The sequence below is a fragment of the Kitasatospora sp. SC0581 genome (assembly GCF_048159585.1).
In the GTDB taxonomy this organism is placed as follows: domain Bacteria; phylum Actinomycetota; class Actinomycetes; order Streptomycetales; family Streptomycetaceae; genus Kitasatospora.
This window is the reverse complement of the sequence record NZ_JBLRWA010000019.1, coordinates 34,220-50,569: the sequence shown is the minus strand read 5'-3', so window position 1 is coordinate 50,569 and position 16,350 is coordinate 34,220. Positions and strand designations below refer to the sequence as shown.

Annotated in this window: 14 protein-coding genes; 5 read left to right on the top strand and 9 right to left on the bottom strand. The window is 73.9% G+C overall.

Translation table 11 applies throughout. The features are described 5' to 3' along the window. The first annotated feature begins 42 nt into the window (after nt 1-42). Complete coding sequence (locus ACLWS4_RS25245; protein ID WP_416875284.1) at nt 43-1,161, top strand: trypsin-like serine peptidase; 1,119 nt, start codon at nt 43-45, stop codon at nt 1,159-1,161. 68 nt (nt 1,162-1,229) lie between these two features. Here the strand turns inward: ACLWS4_RS25245 and hflX are convergent, their stop codons facing one another. The 5 genes from hflX to miaA all read right to left on the bottom strand — a co-directional run bounded on the left by hflX (nt 1,230) and on the right by miaA (nt 8,030). Next, entirely contained in the window at nt 1,230-2,732 is a 1,503-nt protein-coding gene (gene hflX / locus ACLWS4_RS25240; RefSeq protein WP_049658942.1) for a GTPase HflX, read from the bottom strand. Nucleotides 2,733-2,969: 237 nt separating this feature from the next. Beyond that, the gene (locus tag ACLWS4_RS25235) at nt 2,970-5,147 is read right to left on the bottom strand and encodes a RelA/SpoT family protein (RefSeq protein ID WP_380776733.1); all 2,178 of its coding nucleotides are present in this window, start codon (nt 5,145-5,147) and stop codon (nt 2,970-2,972) included. A gap of 259 nt (nt 5,148-5,406) precedes the next feature. Beyond that, nucleotides 5,407-6,312 (bottom strand): diaminopimelate epimerase, encoded by a 906-nt coding sequence (dapF, locus tag ACLWS4_RS25230; protein WP_416875283.1) that lies wholly within the window; start codon nt 6,310-6,312, stop codon nt 5,407-5,409. Nucleotides 6,313-6,344: 32 nt separating this feature from the next. Further along, nucleotides 6,345-6,857: a hypothetical protein gene (locus tag ACLWS4_RS25225; RefSeq protein WP_049658893.1), complete on the bottom strand. Its 513-nt coding sequence runs from the start codon at nt 6,855-6,857 to the stop codon at nt 6,345-6,347. A 228-nt stretch (nt 6,858-7,085) separates the two neighbouring features. Beyond that, complete coding sequence (gene miaA / locus ACLWS4_RS25220) at nt 7,086-8,030, bottom strand: tRNA (adenosine(37)-N6)-dimethylallyltransferase MiaA (protein ID WP_416875282.1); 945 nt, start codon at nt 8,028-8,030, stop codon at nt 7,086-7,088. A gap of 163 nt (nt 8,031-8,193) precedes the next feature. Between miaA and ACLWS4_RS25215 the strand changes: the two genes are divergently transcribed. Further along, the gene (locus ACLWS4_RS25215) at nt 8,194-8,463 is read left to right on the top strand and encodes an antitoxin (RefSeq protein ID WP_241853171.1); all 270 of its coding nucleotides are present in this window, start codon (nt 8,194-8,196) and stop codon (nt 8,461-8,463) included. 25 nt (nt 8,464-8,488) lie between these two features. Here the strand turns inward: ACLWS4_RS25215 and ACLWS4_RS25210 are convergent, their stop codons facing one another. Beyond that, entirely contained in the window at nt 8,489-9,187 is a 699-nt protein-coding gene (locus ACLWS4_RS25210) for a class III extradiol dioxygenase subunit B-like domain-containing protein (RefSeq protein WP_416875281.1), read from the bottom strand. A 78-nt stretch (nt 9,188-9,265) separates the two neighbouring features. Beyond that, nucleotides 9,266-10,768 (bottom strand): tRNA (N6-isopentenyl adenosine(37)-C2)-methylthiotransferase MiaB, encoded by a 1,503-nt coding sequence (gene miaB, locus ACLWS4_RS25205; protein WP_416875280.1) that lies wholly within the window; start codon nt 10,766-10,768, stop codon nt 9,266-9,268. A gap of 95 nt (nt 10,769-10,863) precedes the next feature. On the opposite strand from miaB, the gene ACLWS4_RS25200 reads away from it, so the two are divergent. Further along, entirely contained in the window at nt 10,864-11,883 is a 1,020-nt protein-coding gene (locus tag ACLWS4_RS25200; RefSeq protein ID WP_117489705.1) for a TAXI family TRAP transporter solute-binding subunit, read from the top strand. 15 nt (nt 11,884-11,898) lie between these two features. On the opposite strand, the gene ACLWS4_RS25195 is transcribed toward ACLWS4_RS25200, so the two are convergent. Together ACLWS4_RS25195 and ACLWS4_RS25190 are read right to left on the bottom strand one after the other, a co-directional pair. Beyond that, a complete protein-coding gene (locus ACLWS4_RS25195) occupies nt 11,899-13,332 on the bottom strand; it encodes a sensor histidine kinase (protein WP_416875279.1) in 1,434 nt (477 codons plus the stop codon). A gap of 6 nt (nt 13,333-13,338) precedes the next feature. Beyond that, on the bottom strand, nt 13,339-14,112 hold the full coding sequence (locus tag ACLWS4_RS25190) for a response regulator transcription factor (protein WP_416875278.1): 774 nt from the start codon (nt 14,110-14,112) through the stop codon (nt 13,339-13,341). 391 nt (nt 14,113-14,503) lie between these two features. Here ACLWS4_RS25190 and ACLWS4_RS25185 point away from each other — a divergent pair, with 391 nt between their 5' ends. Both ACLWS4_RS25185 and ACLWS4_RS25180 read left to right on the top strand, forming a co-directional pair. Further along, nucleotides 14,504-15,277, top strand: a complete 774-nt coding sequence (locus ACLWS4_RS25185; protein ID WP_049655580.1) for an amino acid ABC transporter ATP-binding protein — start codon at nt 14,504-14,506, stop codon at nt 15,275-15,277. A gap of 122 nt (nt 15,278-15,399) precedes the next feature. Next, the gene (locus tag ACLWS4_RS25180) at nt 15,400-16,308 is read left to right on the top strand and encodes a glutamate ABC transporter substrate-binding protein (RefSeq protein ID WP_049655582.1); all 909 of its coding nucleotides are present in this window, start codon (nt 15,400-15,402) and stop codon (nt 16,306-16,308) included. Nucleotides 16,309-16,350: the final 42 nt, after the last annotated feature.

Genomic DNA, 16,350 nt, shown 5'->3' with positions numbered 1-16,350 from the left:
GCGGTAGGGAACCACCAGCACAGCACGGGGGGACGAGCCAGCATGCCGAGAACCACCAGCCGGCGGCGCCGGGCCGCGACGGGCGGCGCCGCGCTGCTCGCCGCGCTCGCGCTGGGCGCGGCCGGGTGCGGCCCGGACGGCCCCGCCCGGCCCGCCACCGCGCCCCTCGCCCTGCCCAGGTCGTCGCCCACCAGCCCGGGCGACCTGAGCGGCTGGAAGGTGGACGACTGGGCCCGCTACGTCGCCGAGAGCGCCTTCGCCAACGACGCGGCGCCCGGCGCCTGGACGGCGGCCCGGATGGACGCCGCCAGGCCCCGGCCCACCCCGGAGTACTCGCTGACCGCCCCCGCGGCGGCCGGCGTCGAGCGGGACGCCCCGCCCGCCGCCGTCCCGGCCAGGCCGCAGCCGCACCCGTACGGACCGGTCGGCTCGGTGGTCGGCCGGCTCTTCGCGACCACGTCGCAGGGCGACGTGTCCTGCTCAGCCACCGTGGTCTCCGACCCGGTCAACCCGGGCCGCAGCAACCTCGTCTACACCGCCGCGCACTGCCTGCACGACGGCAAGGGCGGCGGCTGGCTGAAGAACCCGGTCTTCGTGCCCGGCTTCAACCGGGACGGCCAGGCGGTCCACGGCAAGGCGAACGCCGACCGGCTGGTCGCCCCGTACGGCCGGTGGACGGCGGTGCGCGCGCTGGTCTCGCCGACCTGGCTCCAGGAGAGCGGCGTCGGCGCCCACCACCAGTACGACTACGGCGTCCTGCGGGTGCGCGGCGAGGACGGCTCCGGGAGGTCCCTGGAGGAGACGGTCGGCGGCTCGGTGCCGATCTGGTTCAACGCCCCGCGCGACCAGATCACCGGGACCGCCGCCTACGGCTACCCGGCCGAGCGGCCGTTCGACGGCCTGGACCTCGAGCACTGCGACTCCCCGCTCGCCCCCGGGCTGCTCTCCTTCGACCGGGACCGCCCGCCGATGTACGTGATCGGCTGCACCATGACGGCGGGCGCCGCCGGCGGCGGCTGGTTCGTCATCCGGGACGGCAAGCCCAACCTGGTCAGCGTCGGCGCGGTCGGCAACCGCAACCCGGCCGGCTACCAGGCCGGCCCCTCCCTCCAGGACCAGGCGAAGCAGGCCTTCGACTACTTCGCTAAGAACGTCCGGTAGCACCGCCGGAGACACGGAGGGGCCCCGGGACGGCGATCCGTCCCGGGGCCCCTGCGTGCGCTTCGGGCTCAGCCCTGCAGGGCCACCGCGAAGTACTCCAGCTCGGCGGCCAGCTCGGCCGGCACCTTGGCGTGCAGCAGGGTGCCCTCGCCGGTGTGCTCGGTGGAGAGCAGCTCGCCCTCGGCGTGCACCCGGGAGACCAGCGCGCCCTGGGTGTAGGGCACCAGGGCCCGCACCTCGACCGCCGGACGCGGCAGCTCGTCGTCGATCAGCCGCAGCAGCTCCTCGATGCCGGCGCCGCTGCGGGCCGACACCACGATGGCGTGCGGCTCGCGGCGCAGCAGGCGCTGGAGCACGTGCGGATCGGCGGCGTCCGCCTTGTTGATCACCACGACCTCCGGCACGTTCTGCGCGTCGACCGAGACGATGACCTCGCGGACGGCGGCCAGCTGCGTCTCCGGCTCGGGGTGCGAGCCGTCCACGACGTGCAGGATGAGGTCCGCGTCGGCGACCTCCTCCATGGTCGAGCGGAAGGCCTCGACCAGGTGGTGCGGCAGGTGCCGGACGAAGCCGACGGTGTCGGCCAGGGTGTAGAGCCGCCCGGTCGGGGTCTCGGCCCGGCGCACCGTCGGGTCCAGGGTGGCGAACAGCGAGTTCTCCACCAGGACGCCGGCGCCGGTGAGCCGGTTGAGCAGGGAGGACTTGCCGGCGTTGGTGTACCCGGCGATGGCCACGGACGGCACCTGGTGGCGCCTGCGCTCCTGGCGCTTGGTGTCGCGGCCCTTCTTCATGTCGGCGATCTCCTTGCGGAGCTTCGCCATCTTCTCGCGGATCCGGCGCCGGTCGGTCTCGATCTTGGTCTCACCGGGACCGCGGGTGGCCATGCCGCCGCCCGAGGAGCCGGAGCCACCGCCACCCATCTGCCGGGACAGCGACTGACCCCAGCCGCGCAGCCGCGGCAGCATGTACTGCATCTGCGCGAGCGAGACCTGCGCCTTGCCCTCCCGGGACTTGGCGTGCTGGGCGAAGATGTCCAGGATCAGGGCCGTCCGGTCGACGACCTTGACCTTGACCACGTCCTCCAGGTGGATCAGCTGGCCCGGGGTGAGCTCACCGTCGCAGACCACGGTGTCGGCGCCGGTGGCGGCGACGATGTCGCGCAGCTCCTTCGCCTTGCCGGAGCCGATGTAGGTGGCCGCGTCGGGCTTGTCACGGCGCTGGATGACGCCGTCCAGCACCTGGGAGCCGGCCGTCTCGGCGAGCGCGGCGAGCTCGGCCATCGAGTTCTCCGCCTCCTCCAGCGTGCCGTCCGTCCAGACGCCGACGAGCACCACGCGCTCCAGGCGGAGCTGGCGGTACTCGACCTCGGTGACGTCTTCGAGTTCGGTGGAGAGGCCGGCGACCCGGCGCAGGGCGGCTCGCTCGCTGCGGTCGTACTGGTCGCCGTCGTAGTGGTGGCCGCGGTCCTCGTCGATGGCCGCGAGGTCCTCGTCCATGAGGGCTTCCGCCCGCAGACCGTCGAGGCGGCGCGGAGCGTCGGCGTGGTCGCGGGTGTCGAACGTGGAGGTCATTCTGTCCTTTGGCTGGCTGGTACGGGTGGCCTTCGGGGACCGCGGTGGCGGTCCCGTACGGAGTCTGCCCAGCTGCCGCCCCGGCTACCGTCCGGGCGGGGTGAGCTACCCCTCAGGTCCCCGGGTGCCCCCGGGCTCCTGTGCCCGGAGAACGCCGTGGACCGGCCGTGAATTCCCCATGATGGTCGCACGCCCGGCGCGGGCCGGTCATCCCCATTTTCCCCGGGACGGCGGCCCCTACGAACCCTCCGGGGCCTGCGGCCGGCTCACGTCGTACACCCCGGAGACCTTGAGCATCGCCCGCATCAGCCCGGGCAGCGCGGCCGGCTCGGGCAGTTCGACGGTGTAGGTGTGCCGGACCCGGGACTCCTGCGGCGGCTCGACCTCGGCCGAGACGATGCCGACGCCCGCGCCGGAGATCGCCGCGGTGAGGTCGGCGAGCAGCCGGGGCCGGTTCAGCGCCTCGGCCCGCAGGGTGGCCCGGTGCCCGGCGGCCGGCGCGCCCTCCGACCGCCAGCGGACCTCCAGCTCGGCCCGCCCGTCCGCGCGCATCCGCTCCCCCGCCGGGCAGCCGGTGCGGTGCACCGCGACCGCGCCGCCGCGGATCGGGTAGCCGGCCACCTCGTCCGGCGGCACCGGGGTGCAGCAGCGGGCCAGCCGGACCGACGCCCCTGGCCGGCCGGCCACCGCGACCGGGGCCGCCCGCCGCTCGGCGGCCGGGCGCCCGGGCGGGACGGGCTGGCCGCCGGCCGGGCCGGTGCGGACCGCCGGCTGCCGGGCCGGGGGATCGGCCAGCCAGCGCTCGATGGCCAGCCGGGCGGCGGGGGTGCGGGCGTGCGCCAGCCACTCGGGGGCGGGGCCGGAGGGCGGTCCGCCGCCGGCCGGGAGGGTCTCGGTGAGCACCGCGATCTGGTCGCCGTCCTCCAGCACGGTGGACAGCGCGGTGAGCCGCCCGTTGACCCGTGCGCCGATACATCGGTGGCCGGTCTCCTCGCCGAGCAGGTAGGCCGCGTCCACGCAGGTGGCGCCGGCCCGCAGCTGAAGCGTTTCGCCACTCTCCGTCACCACGGTGATCTCGCGGTCGCCGGCCAGGTCGGCGGTGAGCGCGGACCAGAAGGCGTCCGGGTCGGGCGTCTCCTGCTGCCACTCCAGCAGCCGGCTGAGCCAGCCCGGGCGGGCCGGGTCGGTGCGGTCCAGCTCGTCGGCGTCCTGGACGGCGCCGGCCGGGGACGGGTCCCCGAGCGCGACCACCCCGGTCTCGGCCACCTCGTGCATCCGCCGGGTGCGGACCAGCACCTCGACCACCGCGCCGCCGCTCAGCGCCACGGCGGTGTGCAGGGACTGGTAGAGGTTGAACTTGGGCGCGGCCACGAAGTCCTTGAACTCCCCGGGCAGCGGCGTCCAGCAGGTGTGCAGCTCGCCGAGCACGGCGTAGCAGTCGGCGTTCTCCTCGACCACCACCAGCAGCCGCCCGAAGTCGGCCGGCCGCGGCCCCTGCGGCCGGCCGTCCGGCCCGGGCACGGCGGCCCGCCGGAGCAGCACCCGGTGCAGCGAGACGCAGTGCCGGGGCCGGACGGTCACCTCGGCGGCCACCCCGCCCTCGGCCAGCTGGCGGGCCAGCTGCCGGGCGAAGGGCTCCAGCAGGGTGTCCGGCTCGGCCTCGTGACCGGTCATCAGGGCGCGGGTGCGGGCGTGCTCCTCGGGGTGCAGGGTGGCGAAGACGATGTCCTCCAGCTCCGCCTTGAGCACCTGGATGCCGAGCCGCTCGGCCAGCGGGATCAGCACGTCCCGGGTGACCTTGGCGATCCGCACCTGGCTGGCCGGCTTCATGTGCCGGATGGTGCGCATGTTGTGCAGCCGGTCGGCGAGCTTGATCACCATCACCCGGACGTCGTCCCCGGTGGCGACCAGCATCTTGCGGAAGGTCTCGGCCTCGGCGGCGGCCCCGAAGTCGACCTTCTCCAGCTTCGTCACCCCGTCGACCAGGTAGGCGACTTCGGGCCCGAACCCGGCGCCCACCTGGTCCAGCGTCAACTCGGTGTCCTCGACGGTGTCGTGGAGCAGCGAGGCGACCAGGGTCGTCGTCCCGGCGCCGAGTTGGGCCAGGATCATGGTGACGGCCAGCGGGTGGGTGATGTACGGCTCGCCGCTCTTGCGCTTCTGGCCGCGGTGGCTGGCCTCGGCGAGCCGGTAGGCCCGGGCGAGCAGGCCGAGGTCGGCCTGCGGATGGTGCCGGCGGTGGACCCGGACGAGCGGTTCCAGGGCGTCCGGCACGGGCGGCCGGCCGGTGGCGAGCAGGGCGGCCCGCCCGGCCCGGCCGAGGGCGGCCAGGCCGAGCTCCCCGAGGGGCCGCCTGGCCCCTCCCTGCCGTACGGTCGTCGGCTGCCCCAGGGGCTGCCCGGCTTCGATGGTCATCGGCACCTCCGGCAACGGTCGCCGGGCGCCGCCCCGTCCGAGGGGGTGATCTCGACACCCCTCCCCATGGGGTGATCGACCCGGTGGTCCATGCTACCGAGCAGAGCACGTTCCGCGACGCCCTGATTCCCGTCCGCGACCGGTATCACCCGATCGGGGGGATTCATCACCGAACGAATTGGGCAAACCGGGCTGCCGGCCCCCGGGCCTGCCGCCCCGCGGACGCGGGTTCGAGGACGAGCCCCACCGGAGACGGGCCCTAACGGACCGACTCCCACCAGCTCCCGTCCAGCCGGCCCTCGGCCACGATCACCGCCGGCCCGGCCATCTCCACCCGGCCGTCCGGGTGCTCGGTGATGACCAGCCGGCCGCCCAGCACGTCCACGGTGTACGAGACCGCCTCGCCGGTGACCACCGGGTCGGCGCCGTCCCGGCGGATGGCCGCCACCGCCACCGCGCACGCGCCGGTGCCGCAGGAGCGGGTCTCGCCCGAGCCGCGCTCGTGCACCCGCATCGCGACGTGCCGCGGCCCGCGGTCCACCACGAACTCGACGTTGACGCCCTCCGGGTAGGCGTCCGCCGGGCTGGTGAGCGGCGCGGTGTACAGGTCCCCGGCGTGCTCCAGGCTCTCCACGAAGGCCACCGCGTGCGGGTTGCCCATGTTGACGTTCAGGGCCGGCCAGCGCCGCTCGCCGACCGCGACCTCGATGCCGTCCGGCCCGGGCAGCCGGGCCCGGCCCATGTCGATGGTGACGTCGCCGGGCGTGCCGTCCGCGGCGGCCCCGGCGACCTTCGCGGTGAGCACCCCGGAGCGGGTGGCGACGGCCAGTGCGCCCGGCTCGGCCAGTCCGGCCTCGACCAGGAAGCGGGCGAAGACCCGCAGGCCGTTGCCGCACATCTCGGCGACGCTGCCGTCCGAGTTGCGGTAGTCCATGAACCACTCGGCCCGGTCGGCCATCGCCGCGGCGGCCGGGTCGGCGGCGGCGCGCACCACGCGCAGCAGCCCGTCCCCGCCGATGCCGGCCCGCCGGTCGCACAGCGCGGCGACGGTCTCGGGACCGATCTCCAGCGCGCCGTCCGGGTCCGGGACGATGACGAAGTCGTTCTGGGTGCCGTGGCCCTTGAAGAAGGGGATGCCGACCTGCTGGGGGGAGGATGCGCTCACCCCTCCGATGGTACTGAGCCGCCGGGAGGCGCTCAGCGCAGGTAGGCGACCCGCCAGACCGCGAGCGCGCAGGCGGCCAGCGCGATCAGGGTGTAGACCGCGATCGCCTTCCAGCCGGCCCGCTGCCCGGAGCCCCGGCGCGGCAGCCCCGGCCACGTGTAGCCGGCGTGCCGGGCGGCCATCGCGCCCCAGCCCATCGAGGCGGCGGTGAACAGCAGCCCGAGCATCCCGACCATGGTGGCGCGCGCCCCGGCCGAGCCGAAGGCGAGCGGGAAGGCGAACATCAGCGAGCCGAGGGTGCCCAGCAGGGCGATCGGCAGCGTCTGCCACCAGCGCAGCCGGCGCAGCGGACGGATCTCCCGTTCGTGCACCGCGCCGCCGGGCGGGGTGCGGGTGTCCAGGGCGGGCACCGCGGCCGCGTAGGAGGTCGGCGCCTCCAGGCCGGTCAGCACGGGCAGGTCGCCCATCGTCGACTCGTCGAACTCCTCGGCCGGTACGGTGACGCTCCCGCCCTGGCCGGATTCGGGGCCGGTACCCGTCGACACACGGCCTCCCCTGACAGTTCGACACGAGCGGACTCGCGGCCGGGCACGGCCGGCCCGTTCGGTCGACCCCTACGGCATCGATGATGGCATGTCCAGAGGGGCGTTCCGGGCCTGACCGGGGTCGACGGGTGATCCGTGGCCATCACGTGATCGGCCCGTGACCGCCGGTTCGTCCTGCACGGTCGCCTGCGCGCGCAGGTGCACCGCCGGATTGGCCGGAAACCCTTCCTACGCGGCCGGAACTCCCTGACGGTCGATCAGTTCCAGGGAGTGTTCCAGCAGCTCGACGGGGTCGGTGCCGGCCGGCCGGGAGAGCCAGTGGATCCGGTCGTCGCGGCGGAACCAGGACTCCTGGCGGCGGGCGAAGCGCTTGGTGGCCCGGACGGTCTCGGCCCGGGCCTCGTCCTCGGTGCACCCGCCGGCGAAGTGGTCGAGCACCTGCTGGTAGCCGAGCGCCCGGGAGGCGGTCCTGCCCTCCCGCAGTCCGACCTTCTCCAGCTCCCGCACCTCGTCCAGCAGTCCGGCCTCCCACATCCGGTCGACCCGCAGCGCGATCCGCTCGTCCAGCTCGGGGCGCGGCACGGCGACGCCGATCTGCACCGCCTCGTAGACGGCGGTGTTGCTCGGCAGGTTGGCGGTGAACGGCTGCCCGGTGATCTCGATGACCTCCAGGGCGCGGACGATCCGCCGCCCGTTGCCGGTGAGGATCGCCTCGGCGGCCGCCGGGTCCAGCTCGGCCAGCCGCCGGTGCAGCGCGTACGGGCCGGCCTGCTCCAGCTCGGCCTCCAGCCGGGCCCGCACCGCCGCGTCGGTGCCCGGGAACTCCATCTCGTCGATCGCCGCCCGGACGTACAGCCCGGAGCCGCCGACCAGGACGGGCGTGCGGCCGGCGGCGAGCAGCCGGTCGATCTCGGCCCGGGCCAGCCGCTGGTACTCGGCGACGCTGGCGGCCTCGGTGACGTCCCAGACGTCCATCAGGTGGTGCGGCACTCCCCCGCGCTCCTCCATCGTGAGCTTGGCGGTGCCGATGTCCATGCCCCGGTACAGCTGCATCGAGTCGGTGTTGATCACCTCGCCGTCGAGACTGCGGGCGATGGCGACGGCCAGGTCGGACTTGCCGGCGGCGGTCGCGCCGACGATCGAGATGACGCGCGGGGTACGGGAGCTGCTCACCGCTCCAGTCTCGCAAAACGGCCGGGCGCCCGCGGACCGGGCTGCCACCCGCCCGCGACTGCGCGAGGATATGACTGTTTCCCGGACACTTTCCGGCCGTTTCCCCGGTTGGGCCGGTTTGCGAACGCTTTGCCGAGCCCGGTCGTTGTGCGGGGAACAGCGGATGAAGGAGATCGCCATGGGTCTGATGGACAACCTCAAGGGCAAGGCCGAGGAGCTCAAGGACAAGGCCAGCGAGTTCGCCGGCAAGCACAGCGACCAGATCGAGAAGGCCGTGGACAAGGCCGGCGGCGCGATCGACAAGGCGACCAAGGGCAAGTACAGCGACAAGATCGAGCACGGCGCCGGCAAGGCCAAGGGCGCGGTCGGCGACTTCGCCCACAAGCCGAAGCCCGGCGACGAGGAGCAGCCCCCGCAGGCCCCGCGGTCCTGAACCGCAGGCCTGCCCCGCCGACTTGCTAGGACCAGGACGCCACGAAGTACCCGACCCCGTACGGCGCGTCCTGGTAGCCCAGCCGCCCGGTGAGGCCGGCGCCCTGCGCGGCGCCGGCCAGCACCTGCCAGGGTGCCCGGCCGTCGGCCTTGAGCTCGGCGGCCAGGCCCGGGTCCAGTGCGGCCAGGGCGGGCAGGTCGGCCGTGCCCAGGGCGGCGGCCAGGGCGGTGTCGAAGCCCTCGGCCCGCTCGTCCAGGTAGCCGGGCGCCTTCACCGAGCGGCAGGCGCTGCCGTCGCCGAGCACCAGCAGGGCGACCCGGTCGGCGAGCCCGGCCAGGCCCTGGCCGAGGCCGAGCATCCGGTCGGCGGGGGCGTCGGCGGGCACCGCGCAGGCGTGCGTGGGCAGGACCACCCCGGCGCGCTCCAGCAGCCAGGCGCCGACGGTCAGCGAGGGGGCCAGCTCCGGCCCCTCGACCCGGTCGCCGGGCAGCTTGGCGACCAGCGGCACCCCGTAGCGGTGGAAGGAGCCGGCCCCGCCCTCGGTCCACACCTCGGCCGCCGGCCCGGTGCCGACCACCACGACCAGCTGCGGTCCGGCCGCGACCAGCGCCGCGAGCGCCTCGTCGCAGGCCGCGCGCAGGCCGTCCAGCTCGGGCGCGGCCCCGGCGGCGACCTCGGGGACGAGCAGCGGCGGACAGGGGCACACGGCGGCGGCTACCAGCATGCGGATCACTCTAGCCAACGACGACGGCGGCCCGGCGGGAGTGGATCCTCCCGTCAGGCCGCCGTACCGGGCACGGTGTCAGTCGCCGCAGCAGGCCCCGCCCGCCGGCGCGGCCAGTGGCAGCTCCGCCGGGGCGCCGATCTTCGGCAGGCCGAGCAGCACGCCGGCCGGCTTGGCGGCGGGCGCGGCCTGGCGCTTCTCCCAGGCGTCGCCGGCCCGGGTGCGGCGCACCGCGAGCGCGGGGCCCTCGGCGAGCAGGTGGTGCGGGGCGGCGTAGGTGATCTCGACGGTCACCGTGTCGCCGGGGCGCACCGGCTCCTCCGGCTTGGTGAAGTGCACCAGTCGGTTGTCGGGGGCGCGGCCGGAGAGCCGCCGGGTCTGGTCGTCCTTCTTGCCCTCGCCCTCGGCGACCAGGATCTCCAGGGTCCGCCCGACCTGCTTCTTGTTCTCCTCCCAGGAGATCTCCTCCTGGAGGGCGATCAGCCGGTCGTAGCGGGCCTGCACGACCTCCTTCGACACCTGGTCCGCCATCTCCGCGGCGGGGGTGCCGGGGCGCTTGGAGTACTGGAAGGTGAAGGCGTTGGTGAAGCGGGCCTCGCGGACGACGTGCATCGTCTCCTCGAAGTCCTCCTCGGTCTCGCCGGGGAAGCCCACGATGATGTCGGTGGAGATCGCCGCGTCGGGCATCGCCTCGCGGACCTTCCGGATGATCCCGAGGAAACGCTCCTGCCGGTAGGAGCGGCGCATCGCCTTGAGGACGCGGTCCGAGCCGGACTGCAGCGGCATGTGCAGCTGGTGCATCACGTTCGGGGTCTCGGCCATCGCGGCGATCACGTCGTCGGTGAAGTCGCGCGGGTGCGGCGAGGTGAAGCGGATCCGCTCCAGGCCCTCGATCTGGCCGGCGGCGCGCAGCAGCTTGGAGAAGGCCTCGCGGTCGCCCAGGTCGGAGCCGTAGGCGTTGACGTTCTGGCCGAGCAGGGTCACCTCGATGACGCCCTCGCCCACCAGCGCCTCGATCTCGGCGAGGACGTCGCCGGGACGGCGGTCCTCCTCCTTGCCGCGCAGCGCGGGGACGATGCAGAAGGTGCAGGTGTTGTTGCAGCCGACCGAGATGGCGACCCAGGCGGCGTACGCGGATTCGCGGCGGGTCGGCAGGGTGGAGGGGAAGGTCTCCAGCGACTCCAGGATCTCGACCTGGGCCTTGCGCTCGACCGCGGCCCGCTCCAGCAGCGCCGGCAGGTGGCCGATGTTGTGGGTGCCGAAGACCACGTCGACCCAGGGGGCGCGCTTGACGATGGTCTCGCGGTCCTTCTGGGCCAGGCAGCCGCCGACGGCGATCTGCATGCCCTTGTGGCGGGTCTTGACCGGCGCGAGCTGGCCGAGGTTGCCGTACAGCTTGTTGTCGGCGTTCTCGCGCACCGCGCAGGTGTTGAACACCACCAGGTCCGGGTCGCCCTCGGGCCCGGCCTTGACGTACCCCGCGTCCTCCAGCAGGCCGGACAGCCGCTCGGAGTCGTGGACGTTCATCTGACAGCCGTGCGTGACGACCTTGTAGCTCTTCAATCCGCTCTCACCGCTCACCAGACCAGGGTACGGGCAGCGGCGAAGGGCTTTTCCCGGAGCTTCCACCACCCGTTCCCCTCCCGTTCGGCCGGAGCGCCTGGCAGTATCCCTGCATGACCCCCACCACTCCGTACCGTCCCGGCGCCGCCGTCCGTGCCGCGGCCCGCAGCCCGTTGTGGCGGACGGTGCTGGTGCTGGTGCTGCTGGTGGCCGGGTTCGGCGGCTGGTGGCTGTCGGCGGGCCGCTCGCCCGGGTACCCGCGCGGCGAGGTCCGCTTCGCCACCGGGGTGCAGCGCGGCGTCTACGACCGGTACGGGCAGCTGCTCCAGGGCCACGTCTCGCGGGCGATGCCGGGGGTGCGGCTGGCCCTGGACAACTCCGAGGGCTCGGTCGACAACATCGGCCGGGTGATCAACGGCCGGGACACCTTCGCGATCGCCACCGCCGACGCGGTCGCCGACTACCACGAGCCCGGCAAGGAGAAGCTGCGGGCGATCGCCCGGCTGTACGACGACTACCTGCAGCTGGTCGTCCCGGCCTCCTCCCCGGTGCGGCGCACCGCCGACCTCAAGGGCCTGAAGGTCGGCGTCGGGCTGCCGCAGTCCGGGGTGAACCTGGTGACCAGGCGGCTGCTGACCGCCGCCGGGCTGGACCCGGACCACGACATCGTCCCGGTGCCGAAGGGCGTCGGCGAGGCCGCCGACGACCTGCGCGCGGGCACCCTGGACGCCTTCTTCTGGTCCGGCGGCCTGCCCACCAGCGCGCTCACCGACCTCTCCGAGCACGTCCGGATCCGGATCGTGCCGCTGAGCGACCTCGCCGAGGCCCTGCACAAGGCCGAGGGCGGCGGCACCGACGCCTACCGGGCGGCCACCATGCCCAAGGGCACCTACCCGAACGCCGAACCGAAGGACGCGGTCGCCACGGTGGCCGTGCCCAACCTGCTGATCACCCGGGACGACGTGGACCCGGGCCTGGTCGAGGGCATGACCCGCGCGGTGATCGACAGCCGGGACCAGATCGGCGCCCAGGTGCACGCGGCCCAGCTGGTCGACCTGCGCACCGCCGTCTACACCGACCCGCTCCCGCTGCACACCGGCGCGGCGCGCTACTACCGCTCGGTGAAGCCGTAGGCCCCGCCCCGGCGGCTACTTCTCCGGCTTCTCCGGCCGCGGCACCGCCAGCGTCACCGCGAGCCCGGTCGGCTTGACCGGCGCGAAGCCGAGCGTGCCGCCGCCGGCCGCCAGCAGGGTGCGGGCGATGGACAGCCCGAGCCCCGAACCGTCCACGTTCTGGTGCCGCGGGCTGCGCCAGAACCGGTCCCCGGCCCGGGACAGCTCGTCCTCGGTGAGGCCGGGCCCGGCGTCGGTGACGGTCACCGCGACCTCGTCCCGGCGCACCGCGACCCGCAGCCGCACCTCGCTGCCGGGCGGGCCGAACTTGAGCGCGTTGTCGACCACGGCGTCCAGGGCCGAGCCGAAGCCGATCGGGTCGGCCATCCCGATCGCCAGCGCCGGGCCGTCCCAGCGCAGCGTGATCCCGCGCTGCTCGGCCGCCGGCCGCCAGGCGTCGACCCGGGCCAGGGTGAGCTCGGCGAGGTCGGTGCGCTCCGGTTCGGGGCGGGCGTGCTCGGCGGTGGCCAGCCCGAGCAGGTCGTCCAGCACCCGGGCGAGCCGGACGCCCTCCTCCCGTACGCCGCTGAGCTCCTCCTCGTGGCCCTCGGGCAGTTCCAGGCCGAGCAGTTCGACCCGCAGCAGCAGGGCCGACAGCGGGTTGCGCAGCTGGTGCGAGGCGTCCGCGACGAAGGCCTTCTGCTGGTCCATGGCGAGCACCACGTGGTCCGCCATCTCGTTGAACGAGCGGGCCAGCCGCTGGAGTTCGGGCGGTCCGCCGCCGGGGGCGACCCGGGCGGCCATCCGGCCGGTGGCGATGTCGTGGGTGGCCCGGTCCAGGGTGCGCACCGGGCGCAGCACCCACTCGGTGAGCCGGACGGCGAGCAGCACGGCGACGATCATCGCGGCGGCCTCACCCGCGACGATCACCAGCCACTTGTGCAGCACCCGGGTGCGCAGCGCCTCGGTCGGGGACTCGCTCAGCACCACCGCGACCACGTCGCCGTCGCGCACCACCGGGGCGGCGACGATGATCGTCCGGTCCGGCGTCCACGGCCAGACCTGCGGCGGGTTGTGGCTGCGCCGCCCGTCCAGCGCCTCCTGGAAGGCCTGGGCGCCCCAGCCCTCGCCGGGCACCCGCCAGTCCTCCGGGGCGGCGGCGATCGCCACCCCGTCGCGCTGGAAGATGCCCAGCCGGACGCCGTACAGGTCGTGGTAGCGGCGGACCTCGGAGAGGATCGCGCGCTGCCGGCTGAGGTCGCCCGGGGCGGGTTCCGGTTCGCCCTTGCGGGCGGAGTCGGCGGCGCCGGAGGTGGGCAGGTCCTGGGCGAGGCGGGCGGCGTCGTCGAGCCGGTCGACGACCACCTTGGTCTGCTCGGCCGCCGCGACCGCCGCCGCGAGCGGCAGCCCCAGGGCGGCCAGGACGCAGAGCATGAGGGCGATCAGGATGCCGAGCAGGCGGGTGCGCACGTGCGGTCAGTGCTCCGCGGGAGCGGGGGCGGACGGCGCGGGGGCGGACGGGTCGGCCGCGGCCGGCGCCGGACAGTCGGGGATCAGCCGGTAGCCGACCCCGCGCACGGCCTCGACCAGGCCGGGCAGCGCCAGCTTGTTGCGCAGCGAGCCGATGTGCACCTCCAGGGTGCGCCCGTTGCCCTCCCAGCCGCTGCGCCAGACCTCGCTGAAGATCTGCTCGCGCCGGTAGACCACGCCCGGGCTCTGGGCGAGCAGCGCGAGCAGGTCGAACTCCTTGCGGGTGAGCGGCACGTCGCGGCCGTCCACGCTGACCCGGCGGCGCTCCCGGTCGATCCGGATGCCGCGGGACTCCAGCGGGCCGCGCTGCTGCGGCACGGTGTCGGGCGCGGGCACCGGCACCGCGGCGGGGGCGGCGCCGCGGCGGGCCACGGCGTGGATGCGGGCGAGCAGCTCGCCCATGTCGTACGGCTTGGTGACGTAGTCGTCGGCGCCCAGGTTGAGGCCGTGGATCCGGGAGCGGACGTCGGCGCGGGCGGTGACCATGATCACCGGGACGCCGCTGCCGGCCCTGATCCGGCTGCACACCTCGAAGCCGTCGCGGTCGGGCAGCCCGAGGTCGAGCAGCACCACGCGGTACGGCTCGTTGCCGTCCGGCACCAGGGCGTCCAGCGCCTCGTGCCCGCTGCGGGCGTGCCGGACCTGGAAGCCGTGCCGGCCCAGCACCGCGACCAGCGCGGCGGCCACGCGTTCGTCGTCCTCGACGAGCAGAAGTCGCATCCTGTTCTCCTCCTTCCCCCACCTGATCACCAGTGATCACCGGGCCGATCGGTCAGGTCCCGGTCCTGCGCAGTATGAGCCAGTGAACGGCCCGACGCCAGGTTCGACCGCGCACCGGGCCCGTGGGGGACGGGGAGCACCGGAGCGGATTCCCGCTGTGACATGCCCCGTCGGCGCCCGCGCGAACAGCGCGTGGGCGACGCGTGGCCGTTTCGTGATCCTCAAGTTCCGCTCAGATCGGCTGACGGCGAACGGTCACGGCTCCTAAGGTCGGCCCACCGGGGGCTGCGGCTCCGCCGGCCGCGGCCCCCGGATTCGCACCACCACTGCCTCCCAAGGGAGTTGAGACTTCTCGGGCAGGCGTTATTCGACGACAGAGGGAGCAGGCGCGATGACCGAGAGCCCGGTCGAGGACTCAACCACCGCAGCCGCCCCCCTGGTCGTGCTGAGCAAGGTCAACAAGCACTACGGCGCGCTGCACGTGCTGCAGGACATCGACCTCAGGATCGCCCAGGGCGAGGTGGTCGTACTGATCGGCCCGTCCGGTTCGGGCAAGTCGACGCTCTGCCGGACGATCAACCGGCTGGAGACGATCGACTCCGGCACGATCACCATCGACGGCCGGCCGCTGCCCGACGAGGGCAAGGAGCTGGCCCGGCTGCGCGCCGAGGTCGGCATGGTGTTCCAGAGCTTCAACCTGTTCGCGCACAAGACCGTGCTGGAGAACGTGGTCATCGGCCAGGTGAAGGTGCGCAAGGTGCCCCGCCCGCAGGCCGAGAAGACCGCCCGGGAGCTGCTGGAGCGGGTCGGCGTCGGCGCGCAGGCGGACAAGTTCCCGGCCCAGCTCTCCGGCGGCCAGCAGCAGCGCGTGGCGATCGCCCGGGCGCTGGCGATGAAGCCCAAGGTGATGCTCTTCGACGAGCCCACCTCGGCGCTGGACCCGGAGATGGTCAACGAGGTGCTGGAGGTCATGCGCCAACTGGCCGCGGACGGCATGACGATGGTCGTGGTCACCCACGAGATGGGCTTCGCGCGCTCCGCCGCCAACCGGGTGCTGTTCATGGCCGACGGGAAGATCGTCGAGCAGAACACCCCGGACGCCTTCTTCACCGCACCGCGCTCCGACCGCGCCAAGGACTTCCTCTCGAAGATCCTCCACCACTGACGCTTCGAGACCAGCGGGGCCGCCCCCCGGCATCGTCACCGGTGCCGGCCGGTCCCGCCGTGCAACGCCTTCCAGACGCCAGAGCCCGGTTGACACCGCGGCCCACCCCCAGGAGAACCCTCATGAGGACGTCCCGCACCCTCGCCGTCGCGCTCTGTGCCGTCGCGCTCACCGCCACCGCCGCCTGCGGCAAGGACGGCACCCCCGGCACCACCGCCGCGAGCAGCGGCGGCAGCGCCGCCCCGGCGCTGCCGACCTACACGGTCAAGACCGACGTCAAGGTCGACTCCGCGGTCCTCGCCGAGGCCAGGAAGCGCGGCCAGCTGATCATCGGCGCCAAGGCCGACCAGCCGAACCTCGGCTGGGAGGACGTCGCCAGCGGCGACCGCAGCGGCTTCGACATCGAGATCGCCAAGATGATCGCCGCCGACCTCGGCTTCACCCCGCAGCAGATCAAGTGGCAGACCCTGGTCTCCTCGCAGCGCGAGCCGGCCATCGCCAAGGGCCAGATCGACTTCTACGTCGGCACCTACAGCATCAACGACGAGCGCAAGAAGAGCGTCTCCTTCGCCGGCCCGTACTACATCGCCGGCCAGGACCTGCTGGTGAAGGCCGACAACACCTCGATCACCGGCGCGGAGAGCACCGGCGGCAAGAACGTCTGCACCGCCACCGGCTCGACCTCGATCAAGAACATCCAGCAGTACAACCCGAAGGTCACGCAGTTCGACACCTACTCGGCCTGCGTCGAGAAGCTGATGTCCGGCGAGGTCGACGCGGTCACCACCGACGACGCGATCCTCAAGGGCTACGCCTCCAAGTACGCCCCCAAGCTCAAGGTGGTCGGCAAGCCGTTCACCAAGGAGAACTACGGCGTCGGCCTCAACAAGGACGACAAGGCGCTGCGCGACGCCATCAGCGACGCCCTCAAGGCCCACGAGGACAACGGCGACTGGAAGAAGGCCTACGACGCGACCCTGGGCGCCTCCGGCTCCGCCGCGCCGGACGTCCCGGCCCTCGAGCGCTACTGATCCACCCGCCGTACGTCGACTTCCCGACCATGAACTGAGAGG